The sequence below is a fragment of the Amycolatopsis sp. EV170708-02-1 genome (genome assembly GCF_022479115.1).
Lineage (GTDB): Bacteria > Actinomycetota > Actinomycetes > Mycobacteriales > Pseudonocardiaceae > Amycolatopsis.
Map to the genome: position 1 here is coordinate 1,392,653 of NZ_CP092497.1, position 17,212 is coordinate 1,409,864.

Annotated in this window: 16 protein-coding genes; 9 read left to right on the top strand and 7 right to left on the bottom strand. The window is 68.9% G+C overall.

Annotated elements, in window-relative coordinates:
- Window positions 1-38 precede the first annotated feature (38 nt).
- Genes MJQ72_RS06315 through MJQ72_RS06325 form a run of 3 tightly spaced genes read left to right on the top strand, consistent with a single transcriptional unit; the run spans window position 39 to window position 6,336 of the window.
- Entirely contained in the window at window positions 39-719 is a 681-nt protein-coding gene (locus tag MJQ72_RS06315) for a response regulator transcription factor (RefSeq protein ID WP_240598187.1), read from the top strand.
- 32 nt (window positions 720-751) lie between these two features.
- Window positions 752-1,831 (top strand): PAS domain S-box protein, encoded by a 1,080-nt coding sequence (locus tag MJQ72_RS06320; protein WP_396426933.1) that lies wholly within the window; start codon window positions 752-754, stop codon window positions 1,829-1,831.
- Between the two features lie 17 nt (window positions 1,832-1,848).
- Window positions 1,849-6,336, top strand: coding sequence for a HAMP domain-containing protein (locus tag MJQ72_RS06325; protein WP_240598189.1), 4,488 nt, complete (start codon window positions 1,849-1,851; stop codon window positions 6,334-6,336).
- 8 nt (window positions 6,337-6,344) lie between these two features.
- Here MJQ72_RS06325 and MJQ72_RS06330 read toward each other — a convergent pair whose 3' ends face one another.
- Window positions 6,345-6,752: a response regulator transcription factor gene (locus MJQ72_RS06330; protein WP_396426934.1), complete on the bottom strand. Its 408-nt coding sequence runs from the start codon at window positions 6,750-6,752 to the stop codon at window positions 6,345-6,347.
- A 71-nt stretch (window positions 6,753-6,823) separates the two neighbouring features.
- Window positions 6,824-7,129, bottom strand: a complete 306-nt coding sequence (locus tag MJQ72_RS06335; RefSeq protein ID WP_240598191.1) for an ANTAR domain-containing protein — start codon at window positions 7,127-7,129, stop codon at window positions 6,824-6,826.
- Between the two features lie 187 nt (window positions 7,130-7,316).
- Here MJQ72_RS06335 and MJQ72_RS06340 point away from each other — a divergent pair, with 187 nt between their 5' ends.
- Window positions 7,317-7,949, top strand: coding sequence for a response regulator transcription factor (locus tag MJQ72_RS06340; RefSeq protein WP_240598192.1), 633 nt, complete (start codon window positions 7,317-7,319; stop codon window positions 7,947-7,949).
- Window positions 7,950-8,148: 199 nt separating this feature from the next.
- Here the strand turns inward: MJQ72_RS06340 and MJQ72_RS06345 are convergent, their stop codons facing one another.
- Window positions 8,149-9,126, bottom strand: a complete 978-nt coding sequence (locus tag MJQ72_RS06345; RefSeq protein ID WP_240598193.1) for an Acg family FMN-binding oxidoreductase — start codon at window positions 9,124-9,126, stop codon at window positions 8,149-8,151.
- Between the two features lie 130 nt (window positions 9,127-9,256).
- On the opposite strand from MJQ72_RS06345, the gene MJQ72_RS06350 reads away from it, so the two are divergent.
- A complete protein-coding gene (locus MJQ72_RS06350; RefSeq protein WP_240598194.1) occupies window positions 9,257-10,999 on the top strand; it encodes a GAF domain-containing sensor histidine kinase in 1,743 nt (580 codons plus the stop codon).
- 7 nt (window positions 11,000-11,006) lie between these two features.
- On the opposite strand, the gene MJQ72_RS06355 is transcribed toward MJQ72_RS06350, so the two are convergent.
- On the bottom strand, window positions 11,007-11,303 hold the full coding sequence (locus MJQ72_RS06355; protein ID WP_240598195.1) for a dsRBD fold-containing protein: 297 nt from the start codon (window positions 11,301-11,303) through the stop codon (window positions 11,007-11,009).
- Window positions 11,304-11,459: 156 nt separating this feature from the next.
- On the opposite strand from MJQ72_RS06355, the gene MJQ72_RS06360 reads away from it, so the two are divergent.
- Window positions 11,460-12,416, top strand: coding sequence for an Acg family FMN-binding oxidoreductase (locus MJQ72_RS06360; RefSeq protein ID WP_240598196.1), 957 nt, complete (start codon window positions 11,460-11,462; stop codon window positions 12,414-12,416).
- A 77-nt stretch (window positions 12,417-12,493) separates the two neighbouring features.
- Window positions 12,494-13,459: a DUF6528 family protein gene (locus MJQ72_RS06365; protein ID WP_240598197.1), complete on the top strand. Its 966-nt coding sequence runs from the start codon at window positions 12,494-12,496 to the stop codon at window positions 13,457-13,459.
- A 168-nt stretch (window positions 13,460-13,627) separates the two neighbouring features.
- On the opposite strand, the gene MJQ72_RS06370 is transcribed toward MJQ72_RS06365, so the two are convergent.
- Window positions 13,628-14,614: an alpha/beta fold hydrolase gene (locus MJQ72_RS06370; RefSeq protein WP_240598198.1), complete on the bottom strand. Its 987-nt coding sequence runs from the start codon at window positions 14,612-14,614 to the stop codon at window positions 13,628-13,630.
- A 64-nt stretch (window positions 14,615-14,678) separates the two neighbouring features.
- A complete protein-coding gene (locus tag MJQ72_RS06375) occupies window positions 14,679-15,656 on the bottom strand; it encodes a GlxA family transcriptional regulator (RefSeq protein ID WP_240598199.1) in 978 nt (325 codons plus the stop codon).
- Window positions 15,657-15,794: 138 nt separating this feature from the next.
- On the opposite strand from MJQ72_RS06375, the gene MJQ72_RS06380 reads away from it, so the two are divergent.
- Window positions 15,795-16,307, top strand: coding sequence for a hypothetical protein (locus tag MJQ72_RS06380; protein ID WP_240598200.1), 513 nt, complete (start codon window positions 15,795-15,797; stop codon window positions 16,305-16,307).
- A gap of 1 nt (window position 16,308) precedes the next feature.
- Here MJQ72_RS06380 and MJQ72_RS06385 read toward each other — a convergent pair whose 3' ends face one another.
- Window positions 16,309-16,836 carry a helix-turn-helix transcriptional regulator gene (locus MJQ72_RS06385; RefSeq protein WP_240598201.1) on the bottom strand — a complete coding sequence of 176 codons (528 nt, stop codon included), beginning with the start codon at window positions 16,834-16,836 and terminating at the stop codon, window positions 16,309-16,311.
- A 59-nt stretch (window positions 16,837-16,895) separates the two neighbouring features.
- Here MJQ72_RS06385 and MJQ72_RS06390 point away from each other — a divergent pair, with 59 nt between their 5' ends.
- Window positions 16,896-17,174: a hypothetical protein gene (locus MJQ72_RS06390; protein WP_240598202.1), complete on the top strand. Its 279-nt coding sequence runs from the start codon at window positions 16,896-16,898 to the stop codon at window positions 17,172-17,174.
- The last annotated feature ends 38 nt before the right edge of the window (window positions 17,175-17,212 follow it).

Below are 17,212 nucleotides of genomic sequence, written 5' to 3' on the forward strand. Positions count from 1 at the left end.
CAATGGTCCGGCGAGACCACGATCGACGGAGAAGGTGCATGGCGAACCCGACCTCCCCGCAGCCCATGCCCCCGGCCGCGGCCCCGATCCGGGTGCTGCTCGTCGAGGACCACAAGATGGTGGCCGAAGCCATGGGTGCGGCCTTCGAGGAGTTCCCGGAGATCGACCTGGTGGCGTCGGTGGAGTCCTTGGCGCACGGGATGATCGCGGCGGAGGAGCACCTGCCCGACATCGTGCTGCTCGATCGGCGGCTGCCCGACGGCGACGGGATCGAGGCCATCGCCGGGTTTCGCGCGGTCTCGCCGTCGAGCAGGGTGCTGGTGCTGACCGGCGACGCGAACAGTGCCATCGTCGCCAGGATCCTCGAGGTCGGCGGCGCCGGGCTGCTGCTGAAATCCGGTCTCCTCGACGAACTGATCACCGCGATCAGGGCCATCGCGGCGGGCGACATGGTCATCGACCCGGAGTTGCTCAGCGGCGCGCTGGCCATGCTGGGCGGCGGTTCGGGCCGGATCGGGCCGGTGCTGACCCTGCGGGAGCGGCAGGTGCTCGGGTTGATCGCCGAGGGCGCCGGGACCGACCGGATCGCCGAAGAACTGCGGCTGGCGCGGAATACCGTGCGGAATCACGTGCAGCGGATCCTGATGAAGACCGGCACCCATTCGAAACTCGAAGCCGTGGTGCACGCGCGCAAGAATGGCCTCCTCGAACGGCCGTAGCGGGGAGACGTATCCGAGTGCCAAGCTGCACTATGGCCATGCTGCCATCGGAACAGACGCCCGATCACCGCAGCGCTGTGCTCTTCGAGTTGTTCATGCACAGCGTCGTCGACTATGCCATTTACCTGCTGGACGTCGACGGCCGGGTGATCAGCTGGAACCCGGGGGCGGAACGGATCAAGGGGTACTCCGAGGAGGAGATACTCGGCCGCCATTTCTCCGTTTTCTACACCGAAGCCGACGTCGCGGACGGCAAACCCACGGCGGGCCTGCTGATCGCCGCCGAGATGGGCAGCCACGAGGACGAAGGCTGGCGCGTCCGCCGTGGCGGGTCACGGTTCTGGGCCAATACCGTGATCACCGCGTTGCGGGACGACCAGGGCGGCCTCGTCGGTTTCGGCAAAGTCACCCGTGATCTCACCGAACGCCGGAAAACGCTGGAGGAAAGGACCGAACGGCGACAGGCCTTCGCGCATTTGGTCCGGGCACAGGAAACCGAACGTCGCCGTATCGCGTGGGATGTTCACGACGATTCCATTCAGTCGATGATCGCGGTGAGCATGCGGTTGCAGATGCTCGCCGCACAACGGCGTGATCCGGCCTTGATGCAACTCGACGAAGCGATTCAAGGGGCGATCCGGCGATTGCGGATCCTCGTCGCCCAATTGCGCCCGCCGGCGCTCAACGACGAGGACCTGGTCGCTTCCGTCCGCGACTACCTCGACGAGGTCGTCGCCGGCTGGGGGCTCGACTGCACGCTGCGGCACGATCTCGCCGTCGAACCGCCGCCCGACCTCGTCGTCACGGCCTTCCGGATTCTTCAGGAGGCGTTGGTGAACGTGCGAAAGCACGCGAACGCCCGAACCGTCGTGGTCTCGCTGACGGGACAGGACGGCGGCCTGCTGGTGACGGTCGCCGACGACGGCGACGGGATGAAACCGGACGGCGACAACGCGCACGAGACCTTGTCGGGTGAGCACATCGGAATGGCGTCGATGCGTGAACGCGCGGAAGCGGCGCAAGGCTGGTTCCGGGTTGCCAGCAGGCCGGGCGAAGGTACGTCGGTGACCTTCTGGATTCCGCTCGGGCCTCCCGGACCCGCGCGGGGATGAACGAAGGAGGCACTCCGATGCCGGAACCGGGCAGCAAACGCGGATCGATCGACGACCAGGGCCTGCAGCGGCTGCTGGAGGGCCTGAAAGCCGTCCGCGATGGTGATTTCAGCACTCGTCTTCCCCAGGTGGACGACGTCCTGATGGACGAGATGGCGGCCGTCTTCAACGGGATGGTCGACCAGCTGGCGCTGTTCACTTCCGAGGTCACCCGGGTCGCGCGCGAGGTGGGGACCGACGGGAAGCTCGGCGGTCAGGCGGCGGTGCCCTCGGTTTCGGGGACCTGGAAGGACCTCACCGATTCGGTGAACGCGATGGCGGGCAACCTCACGGGCCAGGTCCGTGACATCGCCGAGGTCGCGACCGCGGTGGCGAAGGGTGATCTCTCGCAGAAGATCACCGTCGACGTCAAGGGCGAGATGCTCGAGCTGAAGAACACGATCAACACGATGGTGGATCAGCTGTCGTCGTTCGCCGACGAGGTCACCCGGGTCGCGCGCGAGGTCGGCAGCGAGGGGCGGCTGGGCGGCCAGGCGGAAGTGCCCGGGGTGGCGGGGACGTGGCGGGATCTGACGACGTCGGTGAACTTCATGGCGGGCAACCTGACCGATCAGGTGCGGTCCATCGCCGAGGTCACCACGGCGGTGGCGAAGGGTGACTTGTCGCAGAAGATCACGGTCGACGCGCGGGGCGAGATCCTGGAGTTGAAGAACACGATCAACACGATGGTGGATCAGTTGTCGTCGTTCGCCGACGAGGTCACCCGGGTGGCCCGCGAGGTCGGCACCGAGGGCGCGCTCGGCGGACAGGCCCAGGTGCCCGGCGTGGCGGGGACGTGGCGGGATCTGACGACGTCGGTGAACTTCATGGCGGGCAACCTCACCGCTCAGGTGCGCTCCATCGCCCAGGTGGCCACGGCGGTGGCGAAGGGTGATCTCTCGCAGAAGATCACGGTGGACGCGCGGGGCGAGATCCTGGAGTTGAAGAACACGATCAACACGATGGTGGATCAGCTGTCGTCGTTCGCCGACGAGGTCACGCGTGTGGCCCGTGAGGTGGGTACGGAGGGGCGGCTGGGTGGTCAGGCGGATGTCAAAGGCGTGTCGGGTACCTGGAAGGGGTTGACCGAGTCGGTGAACGTCATGGCCGACAACCTCACGGATCAGGTGCGGTCCATCGCCGAGGTCACCACCGCGGTCGCGAAGGGCGACCTCTCGCAGAAGATCCGTGTCGACGCGCGAGGCGAGATCCTGGAACTCAAGGACACCATCAACACGATGGTCGGCCAGTTGTCGTCGTTCGCCGACGAGGTCACGCGTGTGGCCCGTGAGGTGGGTACGGAGGGGCGGCTGGGTGGTCAGGCGGATGTCAAAGGCGTGTCGGGTACCTGGAAGGGGTTGACCGAGTCGGTCAACGTCATGGCCGACAACCTGACCGACCAGGTGCGCTCCATCGCCCAGGTGGCGACGGCGGTCGCCAGGGGCGACCTGTCCCAGAAGATCACCGTCGAGGCCAAGGGCGAGGTCGCCGCGCTCGCGCAGACGATCAACACGATGGTCGACACGCTGTCGGCCTTCGCGGACGAGGTCACCCGCGTGGCGCGGGAAGTCGGCACCGAAGGCATCCTCGGCGGACAGGCCAGGGTGCCGAACGTCGCCGGGACCTGGAAGGACCTCACCGACAACGTCAACTCGATGGCGAACAACCTCACCGGCCAGGTCCGCAACATCGCCCAGGTGACCACCGCGGTCGCGCAGGGTGACCTTTCCCGCAAGATCGACGTCGACGCGCGGGGCGAGATCCTGGAGCTCAAGACCACCATCAACACGATGGTCGACCAGCTTTCCGCGTTCGCCGCGGAGGTCACGCGCGTCGCCCGTGAGGTCGGCAGCGAAGGGCGGCTCGGCGGACAGGCCGAGGTCGAAGGCGTGTCGGGCACCTGGAAGCGGCTCACGGAGAACGTCAACGAGCTGGCGGGGAACCTGACCCGGCAGGTGCGGGCGATCGCCGAGGTGACCAGCGCGGTGGCCACCGGCGACCTCACGCGCTCGATCTCCGTCGAGGCGCAGGGCGAGGTCGCGGAGCTGAAGGACAACATCAACGCGATGGTCCAGTCGCTGCGCGAAACCACGCGGGCGAACGAGGAACAGGACTGGCTCAACACCAACCTGGCCCGGATCTCGGGCCTGATGCAGGGCCACCGGGACCTGCGGGTGGTGGCGACGCTCATCATGAACGAGCTGACCCCGCTGGTCGGCGCCCAGCACGGGACGTTGTTCCTCACCGAATCCGGGGAGAGCGGCACCCGGCTGCGGCTGATCACCAGCTACGGGCACAGCGAGGACCCGGACGCGCCCGCGGATTTCGCGATGGGGCAGTCGCTGATCGGGCAGGCCGCGCAGACCAAGAAACCGATCGTGGTCGACCGGACGCCGCCGGGGTTCGTGAAGATCTCGTCGAGCCTCGGCTCGGCTCCGCCGGTCACCCTGATCGTGCTGCCGATCGTCTTCGAGGATCAGGTGCTCGGCGTCATCGAACTGGCGTCGTTCGGCGAATTCACCGCCGTCCGCAAGGATTTCCTCGAACAGCTGATGGAGACCATCGGGGTCAACGTCAACACGATCATCGCCAACGCGCGGACCGACTCCCTGCTGGAGGAATCCCAGCGGCTCGCCGAGGAACTGCAGGCCCGTTCCGAGGAGCTTCAGGCACAGCAGGCGAAACTGCAGGTGTCCAACGCGGAACTGGAGGAGAAGGCCGAACTGCTCGCACGCCAGAACCGCGACATCGAGGTGAAGAACTTCGAAATCGAGCAGGCCCGCCAGGAGATCGAGGAACGCGCGCAGCAGCTCGCGCTGGCGTCGAAGTACAAGTCGGAGTTCCTGGCCAACATGTCGCACGAACTGCGGACGCCGTTGACCAGCCTGCTGATCCTCGCCGGGGTGCTCTCGCAGAACTCGACCCAGAACCTGACGCCCAAACAGGTCGAGTTCGCCAAGGTGATCCAGTCCGCGGGCACCGATCTGCTGCAGCTGATCAACGACATCCTCGACCTGTCGAAGGTCGAGGCGGGCAAGATGGACATCCACCACGAACCGTTCCCGCTGCGCCAGCTGCTCGACTACGTCGGTACGACCTTCCGTCCGCTGACCGCCGAGAAGGGGCTCGACTTCCAGGTCACCGTCGAACCCAACGTGCCGGAGCTGCTGTTCACCGACGAGCAGCGGCTGCGGCAGGTGCTGCGGAACCTGTTGTCGAACGCGGTCAAGTTCACCGAACACGGCAGTGTCGAGCTGCGGGTCAAACTGGTCGACACCATCGTTTCGCCGTCCGGAGGGTTCCCGCACGAATCCCTGGTGGCCTTCAGCGTCACCGACACCGGGATCGGGATCGCCGAGGAGAACCTCGATTCGATCTTCGGTGCCTTCCAGCAGGCCGACGGCACCACCAGCCGCAAGTACGGTGGCACCGGGCTCGGCCTGTCGATCAGCCGCGAGGTCGCGTACCTGCTCGGCGGCGAGATCCGCGCGGACAGCGTCCTGGGGACCGGCAGCACGTTCACCCTCTACCTGCCGGTGGCCAGGTTCACCACGCCCGCGAGCCTCGAAGAGTCCACTGTGGACAACGTCGCCACGGAACGACGGGTGCTGGTGGTGGAGAGTGAGCAGAACAGTCTGCTGACCCTGCTCGCCCGCGGTGTCGCGGCCGACATCGCGGACAGCCACGGCTCGGTCCAGGTCCGGGCGGTGTCGGATCCGGCGGAAGCGTTCGAGGAGCTGAAACGCGACAGCTACCGCTGCGTCGTGCTCGACACCAGCATCCCCGGGACGAGTGCCTTGACGTTCCTCAAACGGCTCGTCGACGGGCCGGATCCCGTCGAAGTCCCGGTGCTGGCGTACGCGACCCGCAAGCTCAGCGCCGCGCAGGAGCGCTTGCTGCACGGGCACGCGAGGGTGCATCCCGTCGAACTCCTGCCGTCGCTGGACATGCTGCGGGAGCGGATCATGCTGCACATCTCGGCCAGCGAACTCGAAGGCATCCTGCCGCTGATGCGCCAGCCCGAGGTGTCTCCGGAGGAGGCGGTGCCCGCCGCGGACCAGCGGTCCGATCCGCCCGCCGGACCGGCGAGACTCCAAGGGCGCAAGGTCCTGCTCGTCGACGACGACGCCCGCAACGTGTACGCCATCTCGGGAATGCTCGAACTGCACGGACTTTCGGTCGTGCACGCGCCGAACGGCCGCAAGGGCATCGAGGAACTGCTGTCCGACGACGGTATCGACCTGATCCTGATGGACGTGATGATGCCGGAGATGGACGGCCACGCGACGACGGCGGCGATCCGCGAGATGCCGAAGTTCGCCGGCCTGCCGATCATCACCGTGACGGCGAAGGCGATGGAAGGGGACCGCGAGAAGAGCCTCGCCGCCGGGGCGAGCGACTACGTCACCAAACCCGTGGACGCGGAGGAACTCCTGGCTTGTATGGAACGCTGGCTCACGGACTGACGTCCTGGCTACTCGGTCCCGTTGGCCCTGCTCGCGCAGACGCGGCGGATGGCCGCGACGATCTCGGTGTTGGGGCTGCCCTTCACGAGGTACTCGGTTACGCCCGCGGACGCCATCTGGGCGATGGATCGGGTGTCGCTGTGCGCGGAGAACGCCATCAACCGCGTACGGGGCACCCGTCGCCTGATCTCCCGCGCCATCCACGCGCCGCCACCACCGGGGATCCGGACGTCCAGCACGGCGACCTCGGGGGCCAGCAGTTCGGCGAGCGCGACCGCTTCGGCGGCGTTCAGCGCGACGGCGACCACTTCGATGTCGGGCTCGGAGTCCAGGAGAGCGCGCAGGGCGTCGCCGATGACCGGGTTGTCGTCCGCGACGAGCACCCGAAGTCTGGGGGGCGGCGGCGTTCGGTTCATCACCCAGTCCGTGCCCGCGCGGTCTGCGGCGCCGGTGGTGGTCGCGGGCCCCCCGCCGAACATGGCGTGGCTCAGCAGGAGATCCGGTGGTCGCCCTCGCTCGGCTGCTCGATGAGCGTCCTCGCGACGTCGTGGATCTTCATGTTGTTGTTGCGGCAGAACGAACGCAGCAGTTCGAACGCCGCGTCGATGTCGATCTGGTAACGCTCGGCGAGGATCCCTTTCGCCTGCTCGATGGGAAGCCGGTGATCCAGCGCGTACTGGAGTTGCTCGGCGCGGGTCCGGTAGAAGCGGATGCGGTCGCGCATGGCCACGAGGTCGTCGGCCGGGTCGGGAGATCCGGACGGCGGGGTAGGCGAAAGCGTGGTCTCGGACATGCAGTGATCGTCGCAGCGGCGGGCCTGGTCCGGGAAGAACAGAACGTCCTGACTCGAATGATGCAAATGAACCTGGTCCGGCCGGTGGCGGCCACCCGAACGGGCGCCGAACAGGGCCCTTTGGCCTGTCGCAGTGACCGGCCGTGCACCGTACGCTCATCGGGGAGGGGGAACCGTGGAGGTCGGAATGCTCCGGGTGTTTCTGGTCGACGACCACGAGGTGGTCCGTCGAGGGGTCGCGGACATGCTCGAGGAGGACCCCGTCCTGTGCGTCGTCGGACAGGCCGCGACCTTTTCCCAAGCGCTGGCGAGGATCCCGGCGCTGCGGCCGGACGTCGCGGTGCTCGACGTACGGCTGCCGGACGGCAACGGCGTCGAACTCGCGCGGGAACTGCGCTCCAAGATGCCGGAACTGAAATGCCTGATGCTCACGTCCTACACCGACGAGCAGGCGATGCTGGACGCGATCATGGCCGGCGCGAGCGGCTACGTCATCAAGGACATCCGCGGGATGGACCTGGTGGCCGCGGTCAAGGAGGTCGGCCTCGGCCGGTCGCTGCTCGACGCGAGGGCGGCCGCGACGCTGATGGCCAAGTTCCGCGACGACGCCGCCAAGAAGGGGCCGCTGGCCGGTCTTTCCGACCAGGAACGCACGCTGCTGGAACTGATCGGCGAAGGGCTGACCAACCGGCAGATCGCCGAACGGATGTTCCTCGCGGAGAAGACCGTGAAGAACTACGTCTCGCGGTTGCTGACGAAACTCGGGATGCAGCGGCGGACCCAGGCGGCGGTGCTGGCCACGGAACTGCGGCGGCAGTGATCCCGCGTGCCCCACACGTGATCAGATGGACGACACACGTGATCAGCCGGACGACACGCGTGTTTGACCGGACGACACAGTGCTCGCCCTCAGCCGACTCCGTGCCGTCCCGCTGAACACGCGTGTCGTCCATCCAGTCACGCGTGTCGTCCGTTCGATCACGCGAGATCGCCGATCGCGCGAGGTGACGGAGACCGGCTCAAGCCGAAATGAGCGTATCGAGCAGCACATCGCCGAGCGGCCGGCGCGGCGTCCACGGCAGCGGTGAGCCGTAGCCGACCCGCAGCAGCACCTGCGGCCACACGCCACAGCCGAGAATCCGGCGGAGTTCGGCACGCGCCTCGCGGACCATGATCGGCGGCGAGATGAACGACGCGTCGAGACCCGCGCCGGTCGCGGTGAGCAGCACTCGCTGCAGGGCCTGCCCGGCCTGCAGCCGGTCGAGCCGGTCGTCGGTCAGCGAGCCGATCGCCACCACGAGCGGGACCGGCCGCGTATCGCCCGCCGCTTCGCCGAATTCGTCGAGGAGCCAGCTTTCGTCGGCCGGGCTGCCTTCGGTCGCGTAGGACGGCACACCGTCGCGGGCGTTCGCGCCCAGTCCGGTCCATCGGGCGAGTTCGGCGAGGAAGGCGGGATCGGCGAGCTGCGCCCGGCGGGCACGGCCGGTGAGGTCGTGCAGCAGCCGGCACTGGTCGGTGTCGAGGTTCGACATCCACGCGTGCTCCAGTTCGGTGGCGTGGCGGAGCGCGGCGAGCGTCGGTTTCGGGACGACGCTGGACTGGAACGGCCGCCGGTTGGTCCGGCGGCGGGGGATGGCGCGGGCGAGCCGCACGACCTTCGGATCGGGCATGCGTTCGGCGAGCGGACGGACGACGGCCAGCAGATCGGGGTCGGCGCGGCTGGGCATCAGGGTCGTCGCCGGATGGAAGCCCAGTGCGTGAATCGCCGTCCGGAGCGTGAACAGGGCGGCGCCGCACGAAAGAACGAGTTCACGGCCGTCCGGATCCGTGACCGGCAAGATACGGCGCGGATCGGCGTGCAGCTCGATCCCGGTGCCGGTGCACCGGAAAAGCCACGGCTGGGTGTTGTGCGTCGACGGCGCCAGCATGGCCGACCGGAGCACCGAATTCACCTGTTCGGAGTTCAAACGCCCGACCCCGGTGACTTGTATGGTCATAATTTCCCCCGCCGCTGCGCCACGGGCAATACGGTTGTCTGATGAGACGGTCCCGCCAGCGCTGCGGGGCCGAAAGAGGAGAAAGTCACCACGGCGGGGGAGTCGTCCCGATCTTCGGAGGCGGAGCAGGATGTCGGCTCATGACCGGCTGGGCGGAAGCGACGACCGGATCACCGGCGCGCTTTCCCAGCTGAAGGTTCGTGAGGTGCTGCGGGATCTCCAGGACCGCATCGAACGGCTCATCGGCACGCGCGACAAGATGGACGGCCTGCTCGAAGCGGTGCTCGCGGTCGCGTCGGGCCTGGAGCTGGACACGACGCTGCACCGGATCGTGCAGGCGGCGATCGATCTGGGCGAAGCCACTTACGGCGCGCTCGGGGTGATCGCGGACGACGGTTCGCTCGCCGAATTCGTCTATCACGGAATCGACGGCGAAACGAAAGAACAGATCGGACATCTCCCGAAAGGCCACGGACTGCTGGGTTTCGTCATCGACGAGGCGAAACCGGTGCGCCTGGCCGACATCTCACGGCATCCCGCGTCGGTCGGGTTCCCGCCGTGCCATCCGCCGATGCGCTCGTTCCTCGGCGTGCCGATCCGGGTCCGTGACGAGGTGTTCGGGAATCTCTACCTCACCGAGAAACGCGGGGAAAGCTTCACCGACGACGACGAAGTGGTCGTCCAGGCTCTCGCCGCCGCGGCCGGGATCGCGATCGAGAACGCCCACCTGTACGAGCAGACACGGATCCGCCAGCGGTGGCAGGCGGCCACCAGCGAGGTGACCACGGAACTGCTGGGCGGCACCGACCCCGTCGACGCGCTCAACCTGATCGCCGGCCGGGCACTGGAACTCACCGGTTCCGACCTCACTTTGCTGGCCCTGCCCGGTCCCGGCAGGCTCGATGTCGGCCCGGACGGCGAGGACGAGGCCGACGAACTCACCATCGCCGTCTGCGCGGGCGCGCGGGCGGCGGAGCTGACCGGGGTGCGGATCAGCGTCGCCACGTCGCTGCCGGGGGCGGTCTACCGCGACCGGACCCCGCGCAGCGTGCCGGAACTGGTGCTCGGTCCCGACGGGGAGATCTGCCTCGGCCCGACGCTCGTCGTGCCGCTCCGCGCGCGGGAACGGACATCCGGCGTGCTGATGGCGGTGCGGAATCCGGGTGCGGTCCCGTTCGAGCTCGCCCAGCTGCCGGTGGTGGCCTCGTTCGCCGACCAGGCCGCGCTCGCGCTCCAGCTGGCCGCGCGGCAGCGCACCGCCCGGGAACTCGACGTGCTCGCCGATCGCGACCGGATCGCCAGGGATCTGCACGACCACGTCATCCAGCGGCTGTTCGCGGTCGGTCTCGCCATGCAGAGCACACACCGCCGTGCGGACTCGCCGGAGCTGCGGCGGCGGATCGGCGAAAGCATCGACCAGATGCACGAGATCGTGCACGAGATCCGCACGGCGATCTTCGATCTCCATGGTGGAGAGGCGGGCCAGCAGGGTGTGCGGCTGCGGCATCGCCTCTACGACTCGATCACCGAACTCACCGACGACACCCCCATCCAGCCGACGGTCAGCCTGTCCGGGCCGCTCGACTCGGTGCCGCTCCCGTTCGCCGAACACGCCGAGGCGGTGGTACGGGAGACGGTCGGCAACGTCGTACGGCACGCGCGGGCGAGCGGCGTTTCGGTGAGCGTCGCGGTGAAGGACGACGTCCTGCGGATCGTGGTCACCGACGACGGCACCGGGATCGACGGGGCGTCCGATGGTTTCGGCGGGCTGCGGAATCTGCGTGACCGCGCCGAAAAGGCGGGCGGCGCCTTCCACGTGGAGACACGGGAAGAGGGCGGAACCAGGATCGACTGGTCCGCCCCCTTGCGCTGACCGGCGTTCAGTTCGTCGACTGCGTGGCGAGGACGCCGTCGACTTCGACCGAGCGGGCGATGTCGGAGGCGACGGTCTCGAGCAGTTCCGCGGTGAGGTCCGAAAGCGCCCGCGTCACCGCGAGGTAGGAACCGATCTGGGAGGTCGCACCGTTTCTCAGCCCGGCCTCCGCGATTCCGACACCGACGAACTCGCCGCCGTCTTCGAGACGGAGCAATGCTTCCGCGCGTACCCGGTACGGCTCGTGCTGCAGGGACACGTCGATCGTCCAGTTGTCCGTCATCGTCGGCTCCGTTCCGGTCATCGAGACTCTCATCGTGGCCGTCCGTGGCACAGGGTCCTAAGTCCTCGCTCTCCGCGAATCGGGGGCGAAAGTCCTCGGAACTCGTGACCGGCGGCCGCTGCGGTCGCCGGATACCCCGGCCGATGGTGGGTCAACCCCTTTCGTTCGGAGCCCACGATGAAGATCCCGTTGCCGACCCATGTCGACCAGGCGGTGGCGGCCGCCGTCCGTGCGCCGTCCCCGCTCAACACCCAGCCGTGGCGGTTCGTCGTCGACCGCGGGCGGATCGAAGTGTGGCTCGATCGCGCCAGGGTGCTGCGGATAGCCGACCCGGACGCCCGCGAGGCGCGGCTTTCTTGCGGCGCGGCGTTGTTCAACCTGATCGTTTCGTTGCGGTCCAACGGCAAGACCCTCTCGCTGCGGGTGGTACCGAGGCAGGAGGAGCCGGACCTGCTCGCCGAGGTCGTGATCGGTGGCGACCGGTTCTCGTCGCCGGAAGAACGGAAGCTGGCGGAGGTCGTCTTCCGCCGTCACACGAACCGCCGTCCGTTTTCGGACCGGCCGGTCCCCGTCTGGGCGCGGACGACGTTGCGCGCGGCCGCGCTGGTGGAAGGCGGGCTGCTGGAACTGTTCGGCCGGGGTGACCGGGCGAACGCGGTCGCGCGCGTGCTGCACCGGGCCGAGGCCGCGCAGGCGCGCAACGGCGCGTTCCAGGCGGAGGTCGCGTTGTGGACGCGGCGGACGGCCCACGCGCCGGACGGCGTCCAGGCGCCGACCAGGCCGCCGTCGCCGCACGGCATTCCCGCGCAAGAATCCTTCATCGCCGCCGAACCCCAAGGCGGTGAGCCGGTGCTCGGCGCGGTCCTCACCGCCGACGGCGGGCCCGCCGCGGATCTGCGGGCGGGAATGGTGCTGCAGCGCGTACTGCTGACCGCGACCGCCGCCGGTCTCGCGACGTCGTTCGTCGGCAGGCCGTTCGAAACCCCGGAGACCCGGGCGGCGATGGACCGGGTCTTCGCCGACCTCGGCCGCCCGCACGCCTTGCTGCGCCTCGGATACGGCCACCCGGCTCCGATGACGGCACGCCGTCCGATCGGCGAAGTGCTGTTCCGGCGGTCCGAAGCGAGCCTCTGATCCCGGGTCATCTCGTCGACACCCATGTTTCCGATCGCCGCCATCCGTCCGTCATCCTGGGCGGGTTCGGTCTGGGTATGAAGATCATGCGGAAATCCTTGGTGGCGCTGGCCATCGCGGGCCTTTCGGTCGCGGCGTCCGCGCCTGCGGTGGCGGACGCGGACGCCGCCGGCCGCGATCGCGGCTCGATCGTCATCACCGAGCAGGCGTCCAAGCGGATCCTGGTCCTGCCCGCCGACCGGGCCTCCTGGCGGGAGCGGAAGGTGAGCTGGGCGTGGGCGCCGAACGCCGCCAACGGGCTGGCGGACCTGGCGGGCTCGTGGAGCAACCCGAGCGACGCGAAGCTCGCCGAACGAGGCGGCGAGAAGTACCTGCTGACGTCGGCGTCGGGCGGTTTCGCGGCCGTCGTGCCATACCCGGCGGGCGACCGGGCGTACTGGGCGGCGAACGTCGGCGGGCCCGCCAACCCGCACAGCATCGAACTGCTGCCGGACGGGAATGTCGCGGTGGCGGCCAGCACCGGCGGCTGGGTGCGGGTCTACACCGCCTCACAGGGGCAGCGCTCGACGACCTACGCCGAATACCGGCTGGTGGGGGCGCACGGCGTGGTGTGGGACGCCCGGCGGAACGTGTTGTGGGCGCTGGGCACCGACGCGCTCGTCGCGTTGAGCGTGGGCGGGACGCCCGCCGCTCCGGTGCTCACCGAGCAGCGGTCCGTCCCGGTGCCGACCAAGGGCGGGCACGACCTCCAGCCCGTTCCGGACCAGCCGGATCTGCTGTGGGTGACGACGGAGGCCGGGGTGTATCAGTTCTCGAAGACGAGTGGCGCGTTCAGCCGGCGCTACGCGGGCGCACGGGAGATCGACCGGCCGCATGTGAAGAGTGTGTCGACGAACCCGCGGACCGGGCAGATCCTGACGGCCTCGGTGCAGGAGGGGCATCTGTGCACCTGGTGCACGGACACCGTCCGGCTGGCCTTTCCACGCGCCGAGCTGGCGCTGCACGGCGCGTGGATCTACAAGGCCCGCTGGTGGATCGGTTGAGCTGAACTTCCATGTCGGTACCGGCCGTTCGGGGGGCTGCCCGGCCGGTACCGACACACCAGAGAAGAGGGACCCTCGCCGCGAGAATGACGTCTCGCCGCGTCTTTCACCTGACCGAGTGAATAGGTCCGTTCAGCGCGCGACATTGACCCATTCGGGGTATATGCCTCACCCGAGGAAGGACCGCAGCTCGTCGATCACCATTCGCGGTTGCTCCTCGGCGACGAAGTGCCCGGAACCGGAGACCTTCCGCACGCGGACGTCGGCCGCCTTGGACGGCAGGACCGCGGCGAGGTAGTCGTAGTTGAATTCCGAGCCCAGCCCCAGCATGGGCGCGGTGATCTTCCCGTACGCCTTCTGGTCCTCGATGTCCTGGCCGAACGCCTGGTACCAGCCGTTCCCGGCGCGGATGGCGTCCGGGCGGTCGTACGCGGCGGCGTAGATCGCCCGGTCGCGGCTCCCGATCGAGGCCGGGTCGGCCGCCAGGTGGTCGAACATCCAGTCGACGAGGAAGCGCGACCGGCCGGCCAGCAGCTGCTCGGGCAGCGTCGCGACCTGGTTGAAGGCGAACCACCAGACGTTCACCGGCTGCCCGGGCGGGGCCAGCATCGGGAGCTGATACAGGCTTTCGTCGGGGTGGGAGACGTCCATGAGCGTGACGGTCTTCGTCGCTTCGGCGTGGTTGGCGGCGAAGGAGAACGCGACCATGGCGCCGATGTCGTGCCCGGCGATATGAGCCCGGCGGTGACCCAGCGCGCGGACGAGTTCGAAGATGTCGCGGGCCATCGTCTTCTTGTCGTACCCGTCTTGGGGTTTGTCCGAGCCGCCCATGCCCCGCAGGTCGACGGCGATCACGCGATACCGCCTCGCCAGCTCCGGCATCACCTTGCGGTACTGCCACCAGGTCTCCGGCCAGCCCGGCAGCAGGATCAGCGGTTCACCCCGGCCGCCGGCGACGTAGTGCAGCCGGACCCCGTTGACCTGGGCGTACTCGCTGCGGAAACCGCCGGGCAATGACCGCGCGAGTTCCGCGTCGGGGATGGCCGGCCGGCTCGCTTCGGCGACTCCACCCGAGGCGACCAGCGCGGCCGCGGCCCCCGCGCCGAGGGTGAGCATGGACCGGCGGTTGAGGAAGGAACGGCTGTTTTCGGTCATGCCCTGATCGTGGCCGGGCCGAGGCGCCGGCCGTGAGCGGTGTTTTCGCCAACCGGGGTCAGTTTTAAGACAGGATGGGTTCCGGCACGCCCAGCCTGGTCCCGAACGTCTCCCGATAGGAAACCGGTGTGACACCGACCTGACGGCGGAAATGCGGCCGGAGCGCCGCGGACGAGGAGAACCCGCAGTATCTGGCGATCTCGTCGACCGGGAGATCGGTGGATTCGAGCAGCTGCTGCGCACGGATGACGCGCTGATGCGTGAGCCACGTGCCGGGCGCGGCGCCGGTGATCTCACGGAACCGGCGGTCGTAGTTGCGCCTGCTCATATGTGCCCGTCTGGCGAGTTCGTCGACCGGGAGCGCGGTGTCCAGCCGGGTCAGCGCCCAGGCCATCGTCTCGGACACCGGGTCGCCCTCGTCGAGTTCCGGCATCGGCGATTCGATGTACTGCGCCTGCCCACCCGGCCGGTGCGGCGGGACGACCATGCCCTTCGCCAGCCGGTTCGCCACCTCCGCACCGCACCAGGAGCGGATCAGATGCAGGCCGAGGTCCATGCCCGCCGCGCCGCCGCCCGCGGTCAGGATGTCGCCGTCGTCGATGTAGAGCACCGACTCGTCGAGGCGGACGGCGGGGAACCGGGCCGCGAGCAGCGGCGCCATCGCCCAGTGCGTGGTCGCGGGGCGCCCGTCGAGCAGTCCGGCGGCGGCCAGCACGAAGGCTCCGCTGCACAGTCCGGCCACCCGGGCACCGCGGTCGTGTGCCGAGCGGAGAGCCGCCAGCGCCGCTTCCGGCGGATCCTCCATCGGCGACCGCCAGTTGGGGACCAGAACCAAGTCCGCGTCCCGGACCGCGTCGAGGTCTTCGGGGACCGGGACGGTCAGGCCGCCGCCCCGCAACGCGGTGCCCGGTTCGCCGCCGACGACCTTGAGGTCGAGGCCGGGCAACTCGCCGAAGGCCGAAGCCATCTCGAACACGCCGAACGCGAAGGACATCGCGCCGAGCGACGCCCCGTTGAAGACCACCACGGCCAGCCGTCTCATGGGTCGATTCTAGGGAGACCCGACCTGTGGCGGAGCCGCTTTTCGACTGTCCGAAGGGGACGGTAGATTCCTCGCGCACCAGGTTGCCCGGGGGAAGGAAGCGCCGATGTCGTACCCACTGGGACCGCAAGGGCCGCAGTGGCATCCTCAGCAGGGCCCTCCCAGCAGCAGTACCCGCAGCAGCAGCCGCCCAAGAAGGGTAACGGCCTGCTGATCGGCTTGATCGCCGGCGGTGGCGCGCTCGTCGTGGTCGTCTTCGCGATCCTCGCGTTCGTGGCGCCGGGTTTCCTGCTGAGCGACAGCAAGTCTTCGAGCTCGACCGACGCGACGCAGACCCCGTTGCAGCTCAACTGGGGCCCGGTGCTGGCGGGCAAGTTCATCCTCGCGGTGTTCGGCGACGAGCCCGACAAGGCCGCCGAGTCGGCCTGTGCGGACGCCAAGGACAAGGTCCGTCAGGCCGCGAAGGAGTACGGCGACCGCAACGCGTCGCTCAGCGCGAAGGATCCTCGGGAGGTGAGCCCGGACCTGATCATGGTGACGATGACCGGCACCCTGGACCGGACTGAGCCCCACAACGGGACGATGGAGGTCCGGCGAGAGGCGGGCGACAAGTACTGCATCTCCTCGGTCTCGCCCGTTCCCGCGGGCTGAGTCAGGGGAGCAGACCGGCCCGGCGCGCGTTCGTGACGGCCTGCAACCGCGAGGTCGCGTCGAGTTTGCGCATGGCGTCCCGCAGGTAGCTCTTGACCGTCTCCGCGGTCAGGCCCAGCCGGTGCGCGATCTCGGCGTTCGTCAGCCCGAGAGCGACGAGCGAGACCGTGTCCAGTTCCCGCGGCGCCAGGCGCAGCGCCGGGGAAACGGCTCCGGTGAGGTTCTCGCACATCGCGTCGAGCCGGTCGCGGAGAACGTTGTCGCCGATCTGCCCGGAGAGCGCCCGTAGCTCCCCGTAGACCTCGCGAAGGCGCTCACGCGGCGCGGCCTCCTCGTGGTGTTCGGCCAGCGGTCGTGCCTCGGCCAGCCGCTTCTCGATCTCGTCCTCGACGGCCAGCGTCTGTTCGAGATCGCGCGCCGCGTGCAGGGCGGCGGTGATCGTCCGGTCGGAAAGGGTCGCCTCGTCGCGCAAGCCGCCGTAGAGCACGGCGCGGACGCGGCGGCGCACGACGACCGGGATGGCGACCACCGAGTGGATCCCTCGTCGCGGACCGGCTCGTCGTAGTCGTGACTGATCGTGGTGGCGCGGTGGTAGTCGTTGGCGACCACCGGCCGGGTCAGCGCGAGCGCCTTGCCGCCGAGGCCGCAGCCCGCGCGGACGGACAGGCCGTTCAGGGCGGTGCCCCGGTTGCCGAGGAACGCGGTCAGCCGCATCCGCGGCGAAGCGCCGGCGACCCCGGCGAAACCGACCGGCAGGCCGGTGTCCCGGCGCAGGTCCGAGACCGCGCCGAGGAGCTGGGCGTCGTCGACCGGCATCGGCTCACCCTCCTTGGTGATCCCCCTCGATCGGGGGTGGTGGGCGGGTAGGGCCCGCCCGCACGATTCCCGGAACTGTACGCCTTCGC

What these genes read in the sequence shown, in the direction of transcription:
- MJQ72_RS06320 (WP_396426933.1), top strand. Translation starts at nt 752, where the DNA reads ATGGCCATGCTGCCATCGGAACAGACGCCCGATCACCGCAGCGCTGTG.
- MJQ72_RS06370 (WP_240598198.1), bottom strand. Translation starts at nt 14,614, where the DNA reads ATGACCGAAAACAGCCGTTCCTTCCTCAACCGCCGGTCCATGCTCACC.
- MJQ72_RS06350 (WP_240598194.1), top strand. Translation starts at nt 9,257, where the DNA reads ATGTCGGCTCATGACCGGCTGGGCGGAAGCGACGACCGGATCACCGGC.
- MJQ72_RS06335 (WP_240598191.1), bottom strand. Translation starts at nt 7,129, where the DNA reads ATGTCCGAGACCACGCTTTCGCCTACCCCGCCGTCCGGATCTCCCGAC.
- MJQ72_RS06315 (WP_240598187.1), top strand. Translation starts at nt 39, where the DNA reads ATGGCGAACCCGACCTCCCCGCAGCCCATGCCCCCGGCCGCGGCCCCG.
- MJQ72_RS06360 (WP_240598196.1), top strand. Translation starts at nt 11,460, where the DNA reads ATGAAGATCCCGTTGCCGACCCATGTCGACCAGGCGGTGGCGGCCGCC.
- MJQ72_RS06340 (WP_240598192.1), top strand. Translation starts at nt 7,317, where the DNA reads ATGCTCCGGGTGTTTCTGGTCGACGACCACGAGGTGGTCCGTCGAGGG.
- MJQ72_RS06325 (WP_240598189.1), top strand. Translation starts at nt 1,849, where the DNA reads ATGCCGGAACCGGGCAGCAAACGCGGATCGATCGACGACCAGGGCCTG.
- MJQ72_RS06345 (WP_240598193.1), bottom strand. Translation starts at nt 9,126, where the DNA reads ATGACCATACAAGTCACCGGGGTCGGGCGTTTGAACTCCGAACAGGTG.
- MJQ72_RS06365 (WP_240598197.1), top strand. Translation starts at nt 12,494, where the DNA reads ATGAAGATCATGCGGAAATCCTTGGTGGCGCTGGCCATCGCGGGCCTT.
- MJQ72_RS06355 (WP_240598195.1), bottom strand. Translation starts at nt 11,303, where the DNA reads ATGACCGGAACGGAGCCGACGATGACGGACAACTGGACGATCGACGTG.
- MJQ72_RS06330 (WP_396426934.1), bottom strand. Translation starts at nt 6,752, where the DNA reads ATGAACCGAACGCCGCCGCCCCCCAGACTTCGGGTGCTCGTCGCGGAC.
- MJQ72_RS06375 (WP_240598199.1), bottom strand. Translation starts at nt 15,656, where the DNA reads ATGAGACGGCTGGCCGTGGTGGTCTTCAACGGGGCGTCGCTCGGCGCG.